Here is a 16,345-nt window from a genome sequence, read left to right as displayed (position 1 = left end):
TTATTTTTTTTTCAACGGGTAAACACGGATTATGTCATCATGGGTGATCTCAAGGGCTTTCATGACTTTTTCTTCTAAAGAGGCCTTTTGCCCATCTATTGAATATTCTGCAATTAGGGCTTTAAAAGGATTTTGTTTTGAGATGAGACCAAGCGATGCTTTACTCTCAGGCGAGCTTGTGGCTTTTGTTAAAAAGCTGCTTTTAAGAACATCAATTTGAGAGGTTTTAGCTTCAATAAAAGGCCCTCCATCTAAAGGATCTAATAAGTTATTTAAGTCAAACCCTTGTTTTGTAAGCATGATTTTTGCAGGAATTGTGTTTGGATGGATCCCTAAGGTTGATTTTTGAATGAGTTCAGGAAGAAGATCGACAATAATAGGGTAAGGAGAGAGGATTTTTTCAAGATATTCACGTCTTGTATAAACAAGTGAAACAGCCTCTTCATAAGATAGCCCTATTAATTTTTTTGTGATTCCATCAAAAAAAGGGCATTCATCTTGTTCTGTAAAAATCCCTCTTAAAGAAGCGACTGTTTTTTTATCAAACTTTTCTAAATTATCGGCCATATAAAGAAATCGCCCAAGAGATAATAGCTTTCCAAGCCCTTCTTTCCGGCTTGTCTTTTCAAGAAAAAGGGAGCCGATTTCTGTCACTTCTTCCTCATATTTAAATGCTTTTAAAAGGCTATAAGAAGGGGCTTTTAAAAGAGGGTCACTTGAAGGAAATATTTTTTCGAGCCGATAGAGAAAAGGAAATCTACTTTTTCCTGATTTGGTATAGATGCCTGAGACACCGACCGGTTTTTTTTCCTCCAGATCCTCGAGGATAAAAAGAAAGATATGCTCTTTATTTTTTTCAAAAGGGTTCAAAAATGATTTTTCAGAAGAGATGGCTTTCTTTTTTAATAAATTGCGGTCTTTCGGCAAGCTTGTAACCCCGGAGTGTGCTTTCATAGCAAGCTCAAATAGGCTTGAATGGTCATTGGCAACTAGGGATCTTAATATAAACATAGTTTTCTTTAAAAATCCTTGGTTCAGGGACTGTTTTTAAAAGTCTCTGCTATGATTTCAACGGCCTTAAATATATCGTCTTCTGTTATAACGCCGACAGGCGGCAAAAATCGGATTCTTGTCGGATGATCTCCCGCAATAAAGCTGATAACACCGGCTTCAAAAAGTTTTTGACCGAAAGCTACAGCCTTTTCCTTTGAGCCGTCAAAAGGGGTAAAAGCAACCATGGCTCCTATTCCAAAGGGACCTTTGATTTTGTCCGGAAATTGCTTTTCAAGTTTTTGAAACTCTTTTTTAAATAACTCATTTATCCGGAAATTTTTTCCGTTTTTTCCAAAAAAACCTTCATTTTTTAATTTTGACATCAAAAGAAGAGAGGCTTTTATAAGGGAGGTAGCTCCTGTAAAAGTTTGGCTCAAAAGCCCGGGTCCCGGTTTTATTTTGTCTTTAAAAAGAGTTGCTGTAACTAATGATAATTTGCCGATTGTGGCTAAATCGACAAATTCTTCCAGATGAAAAGACTGGAATCCAAAGGGGGTATCCAATCTTCCGAAGGTTTGAACTTCATCGGAGAAGATAAGAATGCCTTCTTCTTTAACTCTTTTAAAAAGAGTTTTAAAAAAGCGTTCATCTCCCGGATAAAAGCCTCCCTCTCCTTGAACCGGTTCAAAAATAAGAAGGGCGTGGTCATTTGGGTATCTTGCAAGATGGCTATTTAGGACCTTTAATGCTTTTTCTAAAGATTCTTCCTCTTTTTCCGGGTCAAAAAATGGAAGATAATCCACGTTGATGGCTTGAGGAAGCCCTTTTCTAAAAGCAGGTTTATCTGTTATTGAAGAGAGAGCTAAAGTTCTGCCGGCGAATGCTTTTTCAAAGGCCAAAATTCGTTTTGCCGGAAATCTTGCTTGGAAGGCAATTTTTAAGGCATTTTCATTAGCCATTGCGCCTGAGCTTGATAAGAAGCAGTGATCCATGCCGGATAATTCTAAAAATAATTCTGAAAGAAGATAAGAGTCGTTATTTTGTTGAAGGTTGCCCTCGATTAAGATGTCAGAAATGGCGGCATTGATCGATGGGGCAATGGTATCAAGATTGCTATGTCCAAAATAATGAACGCCTATTCCGGAAATGAAATCATATTTCACGCTTCCGTCAAGAAGCTCTACTAAAGCACCGTTGCCAAGTCCGCTTCCTAAATAGGGATACCATAAATTTCCCCCTCTAACTTGGGAGAAGCTATCGATTAGCTTTTTATAGGAGATTTTTAGCTCCTTATCGGGAGCCTTGACTTTTTTAAGGGCTGATTTATGCTCGCTTAAAGCATCTTCTAATAACTTCGTAGCTTCCTTAACCCTGGGGTCATTAAACAATTTTTCAGCATGCAATTTCATAGGATTCTCAAAGCCTCTTCCAAATACCTATATCGCACTGTAATAGAATGAAGTCAAAAAAATTATTACGAGACGTCTGAAATTGCTAATTCTTTAATTAATTCAACTGTAAGCGTTGCTTTTTCAAACAAACTGTCAATGTCCGCTTCTTCCTCGTGAGTGTGAAGGTTTTTACCCTTAACCCCTAAAGTGTCGATTGTAGCAAGCCCTGCCATTGAAAATAAGTTACCATCGCTAACCCCGCCGCTTGTTCGAAAAAATAGTGGAAGCGATAGTTTTTTTGCGGCTGTCTCAAGTTTTTCGTAAAGCTTTTGATGCTTATCATCAAAAGGTTTAGGGGGTCTTTCTGCAAGAGTATGCCACGAAAGCCGGGAAGCAAATTCATTTTGAAGCCTAAGATAAAGTTTTTTGAGTTCTTGCTTGCCCTTTTCAAATTCTTCAGGGCTTAAGGCCCTAAAATTAAAGCTCAAAGAAGCTTTATCGGGTACAATATTAAAAGGACCCCCTCCTTCTAAAGAGGCAATGTTTAACGAGACCCCTTTGGTTTCGGAGGAAATTTTTGAAGCTCTTTCAGCAAAAGCAATTAAAGGATCAAAAGCATTGACGCCTATAAAAAAATCACGGCCTGCGTGGGCTTTTTTACCTTTTGATTGAATAATGGCATTCAAGGACCCTTTTCTTGCGCTAACAATAGCGCCATCGCTGTAAGCCGGCTCAAAAACTAAACCCCAATCATGCTTTTTAGCTTCTTCAACAAGAAGAGAATAAGAAGAAGGGGAACCTATTTCTTCATCAGGAGTCAATAAAATAGTCCATCCTATTTGTGAAGCTGCCGGCAAGCTTTCAAAAATTTCTAGCGCTTTAAGAAGAACAAGCAAACCGCCTTTCATATCAGCGACCCCAGGCCCTATCAGCCGATTATTTAATCGGATTGCGTGTTTAAAAGAAGAATCGTTTTCAAATACCGTGTCAAGATGGCCTGAAAATAGAATTTTCTTTTTAGAGTCTTGTCTTTTAGTTATTTTAAGGGCATTTCCAGGCTCTTTTGAAATGAGCTCTCCTTTTTCCCAAGTAATATAAGAGGGAAGAATAAGCTCTTCAACCCTTCCATCTAAGCTAGAAAAGTCTTTTTTCAACCGTTGAATGAAATGATTGATGCCGTCCCGATTTTTAGTTCCGGTATTGATGTCAGCCCAAGAAATCCAGCGATCAATCCATTTTTCTTCTTGATCTGAATGCATTTAAAGTCCTTTTGAAAGTGGAATCTTATTTTTATTTTCTTATTATGGATAATTTTGTTGAAGCGTAATCAGATTTATATTAAATGGTGGCTTAGTACAAGATCTTAAAACTTATTTTGTTTAAGATTTTGGGATGAGAAAAACATAACTCTTTTGCGATAAGAAATTTAAGAAAGCTATTCGTGAAAGGAAAGCCTTAAAGCTTTTGATGTTATTGAAACTCTCATAATAAATACAAGAGAGATAATGCTTTTCCTAGGCTTTAAAAGGGATTAAGGATGGAAAAAGATTTCCATGAAAAATATAGAAAGATGTTAGACGGAAAACATGCTTGTTATGTAATTATCACATGCGATGAACCGGATGATGTCGGAAGAATGAATGTAAATTTTAGCTTCGATGGAGACCCGGCCCTTGCGGCCTTTTTAATTGACGGAGCAAAAAATCATCTCGAAGAAGAAAACGAGGAAATCCCCTTGTTTTCATAAAACTTTGCTTACCCCGGAGCTTAAATACCTTGCAACACCTTCTTTTTTTCTGCGGGGAAACAGCTTACGCTATCAACTGTCATTTCGTTAAAGAAGTTCTTCCATTTGTTTTGTTAACAGAAATTGCTAATTCTCCTCACTTTGTAAAAGGGGTTATGAATTATCATGGCGACCCTGTCTTTGTTATTGACTTTTCAATATTAACTTTAAATCGACCTAGTGAGCTTCTTTTAAGCTCCCGAATTGCCCTGATATCTCAGGAAAAAGAAGAGTTAAGCTTTGGTATTTTTGGGGAAAAAATGACTGAAATCATTGATATCCCTGAATTTGAAATAAAAATCGATGAAAACTGCGAAAGCGCATTTATTGAAAGCATGGCTCTTACATCGGGTAAGAAAGTGCAAATCATTAATATTAAAAAGCTTTCAACACTTCTGACTTTAAATCTTACCTAAAGATAGTTAGAACAACTTCTCTTAAGAATTCATTTTTTTTGTTAAAATAAAAAAATAAATGTAATTGATTGAAATTTTAATTTTTTTAAAAAGATTAACAAATGTCAAAGCAAAAAAAAGAGGAAGGAGCTTCCTCAAAAAATTTATTTTCTAAACAGCTAACGGAAGCCTTTCTTCAAGAATTCACTCTAAAAGTGAAAGAAAAAGAAGAGGCTTCTTTCGCACCTCATCAAATCAGTTATTTTATTTTTAAGCTTCAAACCAAGTGGTTTGGACTAAAAGCTCACATCATACAGGAAGTGCTCAATAGGCGATCCACCCATTCCATTCCGTTTAGGCCAAGCCCTGTTTTAAAAGGCATTATTAATGTTTCAGGTCAATTAAAGATCTATATTGATTTAGAGACCGTACTTGGTTTAGAAGCAGATAAACAAAATAAAAACGATAAAAACATCAAATTTATTTTGATTGGTGAAGCTCCCTCAGATTGGGTTTTTTCTTCTTATGAGGTTTTAGGAGTTTTTGAAATAAGCGAAGAAAAGATAAAAGCCTCTAGCGAAGAGTTTGAATTTTCACATTATCTTTTAGGGAAAACTCACATAGATAAAAACGAAGTGTTTCTTATTGATGAAACAAAGCTTCTTGAATCCCTTTCACTAACGGTTGGTTAATTTAGCTATGAAAATTTATCCTGAATTAGCTTCTCATTATCAAAGCCGTTTGAAAGTCAATTTGGGCAGAATCGAGGAGGCTTTAAATCAAATTAAATCCGGCAACTTTCTTATTCTCGATTTTAAATTTTCTCTCATGGCTATCGGCCAAGAATCAAATCTTGTTTCTCTTATGGAAATTAAGAGCCTTATCGAGGCTTATTTAAAATATTTGCAGAATAAAACCGCATCTAAAGCAATTTGGAAGCAAGAAGAAGATATTTATTTTAACAAGCTCATGATCCTTTTGCACAGTTTAAGTAAGGCCCCCCCTGAAGAATTCGAAGGGTTTTATGAAGGAATTCAAAAAGAAATAAATGAATTAAACGAGGCCTTGCAAAAAGAGAATTTTGGAGCTCAAAAAGGGGAATATAAAGAAGGTCTTGAACAATCTGTTAAAAAGTTGATTGAAGAGTTAATAAAGCTAATTCCAAATATCAAAGTCGACTTCAATAATAAGGAAATCATCTCCGATATGGAGAAGCTTTCAAGAACCGGCATCTCTCTTTTTGAAAAATTAAAGCTAAAAGAAATGGTCATGTTGACAAGCATGCTCGAAAACGTTTTTAAAGCGGCTAAAGAAGATAAGCTGACCTGGACTTTTGGACATTATGATCTTATCATTGAGTCGATTGGCATCTTGCAAGAATTTATTGGCACGGATTTTGAGAGCCTCAAACCATGGCTTGAGAAAAAGAAAAAAACAATCGAAACTCTTTCTCAAATTTTCTCCCATCTTCTCGCTAATAAGACGGTAAAGCCCCCCCTAAAAGTGGAGTCGATTTCACAAATTGTTGAGAAACCGTTTAGCCAAAACGTTATCTTTCCGGATCAAAAAATTGCGGCTTTATTTTTTGCTGAAATAGAAGACCTCTCCAAGCAATTTGAAGAAAACCTTATTGCCTATAAAGCGCAAGATAAACAAGCTCTTTCAAAGCTAATGCAAATGGCTCATTCCTTAAAAGGCGTTGCTAAAATCATTGAATTAAATTCCCTGATTAAACTTTCTACAAGCCTTGAAGAGCTATTTTCAGAAGCTTTACAGGAAAGAGTAGAATTAGAATCGATTGATCTTGATATTCTCTTTGATGCGCTTGACTATTTGGCAACCATAGGCTCGCTCACTGAAAGCGAGTTTCAAAAATGGTATAAGTCTTCAGAACCTGATTTAGAACTTATCATAAAAAACATCAACACCCTTAATATCATCAAGTTTAAAGGGGAACCGGACAATAAGACCCTTCATCCGATTTCAATAAAAAGACCCGATGTGCTGAAAGAAACCAAAAAGAGAGAAAAAATTTTACGTATTTCAGCGAAAGAATTATCAGACCTTATGGGGCTAATCAATGAAAGTCTTGTGGAATCCCATTTATTTAAACCGTTTTCTGAGAGTCTTGTGAATTTAAAAAGAAAATTCATGGCTTTTTCAGATAAGACCTTGCGTTTGCTAAGAAAACAAGAAAATGAATTGCCAAATGAATTTGAAGAAGCAGTGAAGAATGAAATAAATCTTTTTCAACAAGAAGTCAATTTAAGAGCGATTGAAATAGAAGATCTTGCAAATAGGAACGAAATTCTTTCTAACCGCCTTTATGACGAAGCCTTAAAAATTCGCATGCGCCCCTTTATGGACTGTCTTTTAGGCTTTCCAAGATTTGTAAGACAGCTTGGGAAAGAACTTAAAAAAGAGGTGAAGCTTGAAATAAAAGGCGGCGAGACGCTCGTGGACCGCGAGATTCTAGAAAAATTAGAGCTTCCGTTAAATCACTTAATTAAAAATGCCATAGATCACGGCATAGAATACCCTGAAGATAGAAAAAAAGCGTTAAAGCCAATCGAAGGAACTCTTCTTATAGAAGCTTTGGCCACGTCAGGATTTCTCACCATCCGCTTTTCAGATGATGGCAAGGGCATTAATAAAAATGAGTTAAAAAATATGATTTCTGAAAAGAACCATATTAAATCTGAATCCCTGGATAAAATCGAAGAGGATGAGCTATTAGACTATCTTTTTATTTCAGGATTTACGACCCAAAAAGTCATTTCCGAGATTTCAGGAAGAGGGGAGGGGCTTGGCATTGTGAAAGAGGCTATGGCTAATCTTGGGGGAACCATTTCAATTTCAAGCAAGGAAGGAAAAGGGTTTTCAATTCAATTAGAGGTGCCTTTAACCTTATCTTTACTTCAAGGTCTTATTATTAGAATTGGCGCTGAACTCTATGCTTTAGCTCTTGGAAAAGTTTCTCAGATACTATTTAAATCGAAATCCCAAATATTAAATGAAAAAGACTACAGCTTTATCGAAGATGGACATAAAAAAATAAAAGTTTTAAACGCCAGGAAAATCTTAGAAATTCAAGAAAAAGATAAAGCTGATAGCCATCTTTTGCCTTTAGTTATCATAGGGGATGCAGAAAACCCTATTGGATTAATGGTAGATGAAATTCTCTATGAGAAGGAATTAATCATACATCCTTTGGATCCAAGGCTTGGAAAAATTCCAAATATACGATCAGGAGCTATACTAGAGGACGGATCGCCTTTACTTATTTTAGATGTTGAGGAAATTTTAAAGTCCGTGAATCGTTTATTTGAAAGCGATAAGGATAAAACGTTGGACATTCCGGAAAGTTATGAAAAGAGCGAAGTGAAAAAAATTCTTATTGTAGATGATTCGCCGACAGTTTCCGCCGTTGAAAAAAGGGTTTTAGTCCAGGAAGGGTTTTATGTGCAAACGGCAAAGGATGTAAAGCAAGGGCTTGAAGCCATAAAAAAAATAGATTTCGATCTTGTGATTTCAGATTTTGAGATGCCATCGATGAATGGGTTAAATTTTTTAAGAATGATCAAAAAAGACCCAAAACTAAAAAATATTCCCTTTATTATTGTTTCGTATAAAGAGAGTAAAGAGGATGAAGTTAGTTGTTTGGAAGCCGGGGCTATAAAATTTCTGCAAAAGTCTTCCTTTCACGACAAAACATTGATACAGGAAATCAAAACCATTCTTAAATAGGTTATATTTAATGGTAGAACCCTTAGAACTTATTGAAAAAAGCGTTAAAGAGTCCACGGTTCTTTTGATTGATGATCAACAGATGTGCGAGGTGGCTTTCAAGAGAATTTTCGAAGGGCAGGAAGATATTCATTTTCATTATTGTAAAGACCCTTCTTTGGCTTTTCAGTTTGTTGAAAGGGTGAAACCGACTGTTATTTTGCTAGACCTTGTGATGCCGGAAATTGATGGTTTAACCCTCGCAGCTTATATCAGGGCGAATCCTTTGACAAAAGACATTCCCTTAATCATCCTTTCTGTTAATGAGGACCCAAAAATCAAGGAAAAAGCTTTTCAAGCGGGCGCTTCCGACTATGCGGTTAAATTGCCTGATAAAGTCGAGCTTTTAGCCAGGATTCGCTATCACTCCCAAAACTATATACGATTCCTAGAGAGGAATCTAGCCTTTCAAAAACTTCGGGAGGCTCGAAATGAACAGCAGCTTCAACTAGAAGATGCCGCTGAATACGTTAAAGAAAAACTCCCTCAATTCTTACAAGGCCCCATAAAAACTGTTTGGGAGTTTATCCCTTGCGAAAGCTTAGGCGGAGATGCCTTCAGCTATCATTTTTTAGACGAGAACCACTTTGCTTTTTATCTTTTGGATGTCTGCGGACATGGGGTAGGGGCTGCCCTTCTTTCAGCTACCTTATTAAATGTCATCGGGGCCAACACTCTCCCTAAAACTGATTTTTTTGATCCTAAGAACGTCCTTGAGCGGTTAAACGATGCTTTTCCCATGGAAAGCCACCGTAATATGTTCTTTTCCATCTGGTATGGGGTTTATGATCTTAAGAATCGAATTTTAACCTACTCCTCGGGTGGTCATCCTGCCGCTCTTCTTTTTCAGCCGGATAAGGAGGTCTTAAAGACGGACGGGCTTGTTATTGGCGCTATTGAAAACCAAGAATATGTGAATGCAAAAGTTAAGATTGAGCCTCATGCGAGGCTTTACCTTTTTAGCGATGGGGTTTTTGAATATCGAAAAAAAAATAATGAGATGCACACCTATCGCGAGTTTATTGACAGTCTCGAACAAATAAGGCGGAAGTCCTTAATAGAGGATCTTATTGAAATTCGAAAGAGGGCTATTAATTTATCCATTGGGCCGGTCCTATCCGATGATTATTCTATTATTATCTTTGATTTCGATTAATTTCTTTAATTAATAGATCTTTTTTTATGACTTTTAATTATTATTTTTGATAAAATTACACCTTATGAACATTAATTTAAGAAATGAAATCACCTCTCTTGAAGAGGCCGATAAAAGATACGGCATCATTAAGTCGACGCTCCCTGAAAGGGCCAAAACCCTAAAGATGGAAAAGCACTCAAAAGCTCTTTCCAGTCTAAAAGACATTGAAAAAACCGCCCTTGACAGTCTAGAGTCTTGGAAAAAAGGGGAGTACGGCCTACTTGAAAATTTTAAAAATTTTCTTTTTAAGTTTATTGGAAAAACCCCAACGGTTATAAAATCAGCTGCCACCCCTTACGTATTTAAAGACCTAACGGCTCTTGAAAAGAAAGAACTTGAATCTAAAGCAAATTTCCATCGAACGGTTGCGAAAGTTTTTTTAATTACTGCCGGGATTTTTATGATTCTTGGCATCCTTGGCCCTTTTGGTTTATTCCCTTTCTTGCTTGCTTTACCGGAAGCTACGGCTGCGACCATTATCATGAGCTTTACAGCCCTTGGCGCTCTTGGAACAGTTTGCATTTTTCCTCAAATGTTTTTAAGCAACAGCGAGACTATTCGAGAAGAAGTAGCGCTAACTGATCCTGATTTTAAATTTTTTGTTGAAAGACTGGTCCAAAATGACAAAAAATTGAAATTAAATTTAGCTAAGGAAAACCTAACCCACAAGAATTTGCATCAAACCTTTATGACCTGGAGAGATTCCGTCAAAGATCTCTTTAAAGAGAAACGGGTCGAAGATCTTAAAAAAGAAAAAGATGCGCTTTCGAAGTTCTAACTTTCTATCTCATCAATCTCTTGAATTTGTAAGATTTCTTCTATAAAATAATCCTCCTTTATATCTAAAGAACGTTTAATCTTAATTTTGAGAGATTATGAGGCCTAATCAACTAGTTTACCCTTTTGAATCGGAAGAAGAAAAGTCCATTAAAATCGAAGATAGGGTTTTATACTTTCCGGCTCCGAATGAGAATATGACCAAATTTTGTTTCCATGATTTAGAATATTTTGGGAATGAAAACCCAATTTACGTGGAATATTGCAGTGGCAACGGGGGGTGGATTGCTGAAAAAGCCATTCAAGACAAGAACATTAACTGGATTGGCGTTGAGATAAAATTTAAACGGATTAAAAAGATTTGGGCCAAAATTAAAAATTACAGCCTAAATAATCTAATAGCCCTTTATGGCGAAGCTGAAAAATCAACCCAATTTTTGTTTGAAGAAGCTTCAGTGTCAAAAGCTTATATTAATTTTCCTGACCCCTGGCCTAAAAAGCGCCATGCCAAAAATCGTTTGATGCAAGAAAATTTCATTAAAGAGCTTTACCGTATCCTAAAACCCGCCGGTTCCTTTACTTTTGTGACAGATGATGAAGCCTATTCCGATCAAACCATTGAGCTATCGCTTGCGCATGGGGGCTTTAAATCTATTTACGAAAAACCTTTTTACTTATCTAATCCTGAGGATTATGGCGCTTCTTTTTTTGATTCGCTCTGGCGAGAAAAAGGAAAAACCATTCGGTTGCATACTTTTCAAAAAATTTAATGAAGCTATCGCTCCATGGAAATCGAAAAATCAAATCTAATTTCCTATTCACCTTCTGAAAGAGATCGGCTTTATGCTTATCCCCCAAGCGATGACAAGGGCTTTAATAAAGCTTCCGAGGCTTTATCTAAAAAAAATTATCCAAGAGAGGCTCTTTATGAAAACCTCTTGCAATACAATAAAGAGATTGGAGCTTTATCAAAAAAGACTTCGCAAAATATTGAAAAAATTAAAAATCCGCTTAGCTTTTCTGTCGTTGGAGGTCAGCAAGTAGGCCTTCTTGGAGGACCTTTATACACTTTTTTTAAGGCTATTAGCTGTCTTTTAACAGCGAGGCAATTTCAAGCTATCCCCATTTTTTGGATTGCTTCTGAAGATCATGATATTCGTGAAATCGACCATGCGATCTTTTTAGATGAGAAGGGAAATCTTCTTGAAAAAAGGCTTATCTTCAAAGAGAAGGGAGTTTTTGTCGAGGATTTGGTTTTAAGAAAAGAGCATCTTGATCTTATAAAAGAGTGTCTTGAGCTGATTAATAAACCGAACTTAATGACTTTTTTTTCAGAAGGCGCTTTCTTTTCAAAGGCAATGGCTTCTTTTTTTGCAGAGTCTTTTAAAGAAGAAGGCCTTGTTTTTATCGAGCCTGCAAAAATTAGGCCTTTGGCGTTGGATCTTTTCCTTGATGAGATTGAAAGGTTTGAGGAGGTCGAAGAGCTTTTTCAAAATATTGAAAAAAAGTTCTTTTCGATGAACTTGCCCTATCCGTTGAATCATAGAAAAGTTGGAGAGACCCATCTCTTTTTTAAAGATGAGAATCATAAAAGGGTTCGCATTCTCTTTGAAAGCGGCTTATTTAAAATCGGCGATAGAAAATTTAGTAAGAAAGAGCTTCTTGATTTTATTCGGGAAAATAAGGGAAAAATAAGCCCTGATGCGGCTTTAAGGCCCTTGGTTCAATGTAGGATTTTTCCAACAGCTGCGCAAATTGTGGGCCCCTCCGAATTAGAATACTGGTCGGCGCTTAAGCCTTATTTTGATTTTCATCAATTGACCATGCCTTGGCTTATTCCAAGGCTATCTATAACCCTTGTTCCAAAAGATGCTGCAAAAGAGCTGTCTCCCGATGTGGTCCAAAGCCTTAACTTACTGATTAGGGGAGAGTCAAAAACTCTAAAAGAGTTAAAGCCGAACCTTTCAAAATTTCAGCAACATGCGCTTCAAAACCTTTTTCATCCCAAGCTTAACTTGCAGGAAAGAACTTACAATTTTTTTGAATTCCAAAAGGACTTGCCTGAAAACTTGATCCACAAGCTTTTAAAAGCTCTTCCTTGGCGCGAGAACCATCATCTTTACGGTATTTTATAAACATATGACAGACAAATTTAATTTTTTTGAATCTAAGAAAGAATGTGCTACTGAAAGCGAGGAAGAAGCTTCCGCTTTCTATTGGGATGGGGAAACTTGTTTTTTTAAGGACCAGGTCTTTTTACCTGATATCTTGTTGTCACCTTCAGCATCCCCTTACAACACAAAAGTGATCCCTTTAAAAGGGGATTTGCAAGATGAAGGCTCATGGGATGAAGCCCTTTTGCTAGCAAAGCAGGAAATTGAAAAAAAGAAATATATTTTATGGGAACTTGACCTTGGGTTATTTACAGGCTTAAAATTCCCCCCTGACCATCAGGGGCAGTTTGCTACTCTTCAATTTGTAATTAATCACTTTGCGGAAAAGGTTTTCCCTTTATTTGAAAAACACTCTTTAGGGGTTATTCTTTATTCAGGTTCTCTAAGTTTGGAAAGCGAACTATCCAAAAAGAAAGGTCTTTTTGATGAGGCTATTGCCCAATATAGGGAAAATCATGGACTTAATGAGCCCGACGAAATCTGCTTTTTTGAAATTGCGTTCCGTTTCTTGGAAGAGCTTGCCAAGCCTTTAAGGGATTTAGTGAAAACTTTTATCATTCTAGATTTAAAAGACACTGCTTTGATTACGGAAGCGAGGGTTTTAAGTAAAGAAAACTCACTTAAGATCCAAATTATTCCAAAAAATGCAAAAATCCCAAGAGAAGGGCTTTCTGTTGAAGGCCAAAAGATTGTTTATAAAAAGGATGACAAGCTCACTTCCCTAGGCCTTCTTATGCCTAAAGTGAATCAAAAGGCTAAAGACTACAAGCTCATTGATGAGACACTCCAGTCCTTGCTTCAAAAAAAGACCTCCTTCAGACTAATTTCAGAAGAACATCTAATTACCGAGTGGAAAGGCTTGGATAAGCTTATTGTAGACCCGGCTATGCTTTCGAAAGAAGGCTTCCGTATGCTGCAAGGGTTTTCCGCCGCCGGCGGCTCAATCCTAACCCTTCGGGAAGAGCTTGGCCTCCCCGACGAATCCCCCTTCTCAATCGAAGACCTAACCTAAACTATCTACCTCGCACCGTCGGCTTAATAGAAGCCGATCGTGTTTTCAAGTTGGATGCTTGTAAAAAAGGGAGATAGAACTTAAAGGCCAGCGGGTTATGAGAGGGTTGTCCTGCTGTTATCCATGGTGAAAGAGCGTACATAGGCACAATGTTTTAAACGGGTTAGAAAAAAATCAAGTGTGCCTGGTTGTGCCATTTTACTGTAGCTTTTTCCCAACGTAAAATTTGCATAATTCCTATCGTCAATAGAAAAAAGAGAGGTTTCCTGTTGACTTGCAAAGATGAATGGATAAGAATGTAGTAAAAAGAAAACATTTACCTACATTACTATCCATGAATGCAAAACAGAAAGCTATAAACCTCTTTAAGAAAAATCAAGGATTGCTGCGAACAGCTGAAGCAATCCGTTTGGGCATTCATCCACGCACGATCTATCAGCTGAGAGATGAGGGATTATTAGAGCAACTGGCAAAAGGAATATATAGGCTGATCGAAGTTCCCGATTTTTCAGAGCCAGATCTTGTTCTTGTTTCTAAGAAAATTCCTCATGCCGTGATATGCTTGATTTCAGCTTTGGCTTATCACGAAATCACAACTCAAATTCCTCATTTCGTCTATGTAGCCATTCCCACAAAAGCACGTCCCTCAAGATTGGAATATCCACCCCTCAGATACTTTCGATATTCGGAAAAAGTCTATAGCTCAGGTGTTGAGACTAAATTAATAAGTGGCTTTCCTGTCAAAATTTACAACATCGAAAAAACCTTAGCTGATTGCGTTAAATTTCGGAATAAGATCGGGATGGATGTTGTCATTGAAGCCTTGAAGATGTATTGGCAACGCAAAGGCACTCAAATTGATAAGTTATATGAATATGCAAAAATTAATCGCATTGAGAAAATCCTTCAGCCGATTATGGAAACAATAGTGAGTCAATGAAAATGGAAAAGCCCAAGGAAAACCTCGATGAGTCTATCTATAGCCGTTTAAAAAATGTCGCAAAGCAAAGAAAAAGACCTGTTCAAGAAGTTTTGAAATACTATGCGATGGAACGTTTTTTGTACCGTCTAAGCGTATCCTCTCATCAAAGCTCTTTTTATCTAAAAGGGGGCTTGATGTTGATGGTCTGGGATCCAATGAGCCATCGGGCAACGGTAGACATAGATCTTCTTGCCAAAACTTCAAATTCCATAGCTAATTTACAGAAAATTATTAATGAAATCTGTGCTATTGAAGTGATACCCGATGGCTTAGTATTTGCCTCAGACACCTTAAAATTAACAGAAGCACAGTTAGAAGCTGAATATCATGGAATCAGTGCTGCATTTTCAGCGCAGCTCTTCACAGCAAAACTTCCTATGCGAATCGACTTTGGATTTAGTGATACTATTTTGCCTCACCCTGCAAAGATAAAGTATCCTACTCTTTTAGATCTTCCCGCTCCTGAGTTAAAAGGATATACTCCCCAAACATCTATTGCAGAAAAATTTGAATCTATTATTCGTTTGGGATTTGCCAACACACGTATGAAAGATTTTTATGACATATGGCTGTTGACCCAACAGTTTGATTTCGATCGAAAGGAATTGCAAGGAATCATTCTCCAAATTCTTAAGAATAGAGGAACCATTCTTGAGGCTGTTCCAATTGCATTTCTAGAATCTTTCTACGAGGATCCAATTAAGAAAACCAAATGGAATTCTTTTTTAAGAGATATTTCTCATGAAGCAATACCATTTGAAAAAATTATCTTCGACTTAAAGAACTTTTTTAAAAACTTATTACCTGCAACTACTTAGTTTTATTTGAAAGCCAATTTAATGTTTGCTCATGAATTGAAATTTCATACTCGGCAAAGACTGTGTCTGAAAGACTTGTTTGGCTAATAATTGTGAATGCGAGAATGCTTGATTGAGGCAAAACAACTTCGATTCTTTGGGATGTATAATCAAAATTGCCTATCTACAGAAGTAGCCATATTAGTGCTTGACCAAGGTGCTAAGCATGTGGTTTCGGAAACAATTGCAAGCAAAATCGAGTCTGACAAAAAACAGCTCGAAGAAAACGAGATGTGGAAAAGGGTTTCTAAAGTAATTGCAACTGAGAATAAAATAGGCACAGTAAATTCAGTGGTTTGAGAAAGCACTAATTGTGCAGGCTTAGCACCCCTTTATTGTAGCTTTTTCCTAACAATTGCGTAAAATTTGGGTAAATACTCAAAGATTCCTTTTTTTTATAAAACCATAGATGTAAGTTCATCTCAAAAGATGAGGGTAGCTTGTTCAATAGGATCACCTATTAATAAAAAAGGTGAAGATCAAAAATAGTGCAAGAGTTTATGCAAGAAATCTATGGCAAATGAACAAACATTTCTTAACAGTCATCTCATACCCCATTGAACAAATTGAATAGGAATTAGTCTATGACAAAAAATTATAAAGAAATTACAAACACCATTTCAACATCGCTATCAAAAATGCGTAAGGAAATTCCTGATGTGATGAATGGATTTAATACATTGGCACAAGCTGCTACAAAAGAAGGCGCGCTTAGCAAAAAGACAAAGGAATTAATAGCACTTGCATTGGGTATTGCATCCCATTGCGATGGCTGCATTGGGTTCCACACTCAGTCTTTGATTAAATTAGGGGTTACTCGTGAAGAATTTCTTGAGACATTGAGCATGGCTGTTTATATGGGTGGAGGGCCTTCATTAATGTATGCTGCCGAAGCGTTAGAAGCTTTTGAAGAATTAAGTAGTTAATAGTGGTGGCAAAACAATTGTCAGATGCCTGGTCTTCATATCACGGAATATTTTCAGAGCATTATAAT

Annotated in this window: 16 protein-coding genes; 13 read left to right on the top strand and 3 right to left on the bottom strand. The window is 36.8% G+C overall.

Annotated elements, in window-relative coordinates; translation table 11 throughout:
* The 3 genes from CSEC_RS05120 to CSEC_RS05110 form a co-directional block, all read right to left on the bottom strand.
* Window positions 1–1,011 (bottom strand): arginine N-succinyltransferase, encoded by a 1,011-nt coding sequence (locus tag CSEC_RS05120; RefSeq protein ID WP_041017376.1) that lies wholly within the window; start codon window positions 1,009–1,011, stop codon window positions 1–3.
* 23 nt (window positions 1,012–1,034) lie between these two features.
* On the bottom strand, window positions 1,035–2,402 hold the full coding sequence (locus CSEC_RS05115; RefSeq protein ID WP_041017375.1) for an aminotransferase class III-fold pyridoxal phosphate-dependent enzyme: 1,368 nt from the start codon (window positions 2,400–2,402) through the stop codon (window positions 1,035–1,037).
* Window positions 2,403–2,467: 65 nt separating this feature from the next.
* The gene (locus CSEC_RS05110; RefSeq protein ID WP_041017374.1) at window positions 2,468–3,643 is read right to left on the bottom strand and encodes a hydrolase; all 1,176 of its coding nucleotides are present in this window, start codon (window positions 3,641–3,643) and stop codon (window positions 2,468–2,470) included.
* A gap of 278 nt (window positions 3,644–3,921) precedes the next feature.
* Here CSEC_RS05110 and CSEC_RS05105 point away from each other — a divergent pair, with 278 nt between their 5' ends.
* From CSEC_RS05105 to CSEC_RS05045, 13 genes are all read left to right on the top strand, one after another.
* Window positions 3,922–4,131 (top strand): hypothetical protein, encoded by a 210-nt coding sequence (locus CSEC_RS05105; RefSeq protein ID WP_041017373.1) that lies wholly within the window; start codon window positions 3,922–3,924, stop codon window positions 4,129–4,131.
* Between the two features lie 29 nt (window positions 4,132–4,160).
* On the top strand, window positions 4,161–4,586 hold the full coding sequence (locus tag CSEC_RS05100; RefSeq protein WP_053331797.1) for a chemotaxis protein CheW: 426 nt from the start codon (window positions 4,161–4,163) through the stop codon (window positions 4,584–4,586).
* Window positions 4,587–4,687: 101 nt separating this feature from the next.
* Complete coding sequence (locus CSEC_RS05095) at window positions 4,688–5,257, top strand: chemotaxis protein CheW (protein ID WP_041017372.1); 570 nt, start codon at window positions 4,688–4,690, stop codon at window positions 5,255–5,257.
* Between the two features lie 7 nt (window positions 5,258–5,264).
* Complete coding sequence (locus CSEC_RS12640) at window positions 5,265–8,312, top strand: hybrid sensor histidine kinase/response regulator (protein WP_053331796.1); 3,048 nt, start codon at window positions 5,265–5,267, stop codon at window positions 8,310–8,312.
* 10 nt (window positions 8,313–8,322) lie between these two features.
* Window positions 8,323–9,507, top strand: a complete 1,185-nt coding sequence (locus CSEC_RS05085; RefSeq protein ID WP_053331795.1) for a fused response regulator/phosphatase — start codon at window positions 8,323–8,325, stop codon at window positions 9,505–9,507.
* A gap of 64 nt (window positions 9,508–9,571) precedes the next feature.
* Window positions 9,572–10,327 carry a hypothetical protein gene (locus CSEC_RS05080; RefSeq protein ID WP_041017371.1) on the top strand — a complete coding sequence of 252 codons (756 nt, stop codon included), beginning with the start codon at window positions 9,572–9,574 and terminating at the stop codon, window positions 10,325–10,327.
* 97 nt (window positions 10,328–10,424) lie between these two features.
* Entirely contained in the window at window positions 10,425–11,096 is a 672-nt protein-coding gene (gene trmB, locus CSEC_RS05075) for a tRNA (guanosine(46)-N7)-methyltransferase TrmB (RefSeq protein ID WP_041017370.1), read from the top strand.
* A 15-nt stretch (window positions 11,097–11,111) separates the two neighbouring features.
* Window positions 11,112–12,461: a bacillithiol biosynthesis cysteine-adding enzyme BshC gene (bshC, locus tag CSEC_RS05070; protein ID WP_041017369.1), complete on the top strand. Its 1,350-nt coding sequence runs from the start codon at window positions 11,112–11,114 to the stop codon at window positions 12,459–12,461.
* Window positions 12,462–12,465: 4 nt separating this feature from the next.
* Window positions 12,466–13,512 carry a hypothetical protein gene (locus CSEC_RS05065; RefSeq protein WP_041017368.1) on the top strand — a complete coding sequence of 349 codons (1,047 nt, stop codon included), beginning with the start codon at window positions 12,466–12,468 and terminating at the stop codon, window positions 13,510–13,512.
* A gap of 286 nt (window positions 13,513–13,798) precedes the next feature.
* The gene (locus CSEC_RS05060; protein WP_202593688.1) at window positions 13,799–14,452 is read left to right on the top strand and encodes a type IV toxin-antitoxin system AbiEi family antitoxin domain-containing protein; all 654 of its coding nucleotides are present in this window, start codon (window positions 13,799–13,801) and stop codon (window positions 14,450–14,452) included.
* Window positions 14,449–15,312 (top strand): nucleotidyl transferase AbiEii/AbiGii toxin family protein, encoded by an 864-nt coding sequence (locus CSEC_RS05055; protein ID WP_079977982.1) that lies wholly within the window; start codon window positions 14,449–14,451, stop codon window positions 15,310–15,312. The genes CSEC_RS05060 and CSEC_RS05055 overlap by 4 nt, the downstream gene beginning before the upstream one ends.
* A 96-nt stretch (window positions 15,313–15,408) precedes the next feature.
* Window positions 15,409–15,651 (top strand): hypothetical protein, encoded by a 243-nt coding sequence (locus tag CSEC_RS05050; protein ID WP_041017367.1) that lies wholly within the window; start codon window positions 15,409–15,411, stop codon window positions 15,649–15,651.
* A gap of 284 nt (window positions 15,652–15,935) precedes the next feature.
* Entirely contained in the window at window positions 15,936–16,277 is a 342-nt protein-coding gene (locus tag CSEC_RS05045) for a carboxymuconolactone decarboxylase family protein (protein WP_041017366.1), read from the top strand.
* Window positions 16,278–16,345: the final 68 nt, after the last annotated feature.

The organism is Criblamydia sequanensis CRIB-18 (assembly GCF_000750955.1).
GTDB classification, from domain to species: Bacteria; Chlamydiota; Chlamydiia; order Chlamydiales; family Criblamydiaceae; genus Criblamydia; species Criblamydia sequanensis.
The sequence above is the reverse complement of the archived record's forward strand: the minus strand, read 5'-3'. Positions and strand labels throughout refer to the sequence as shown.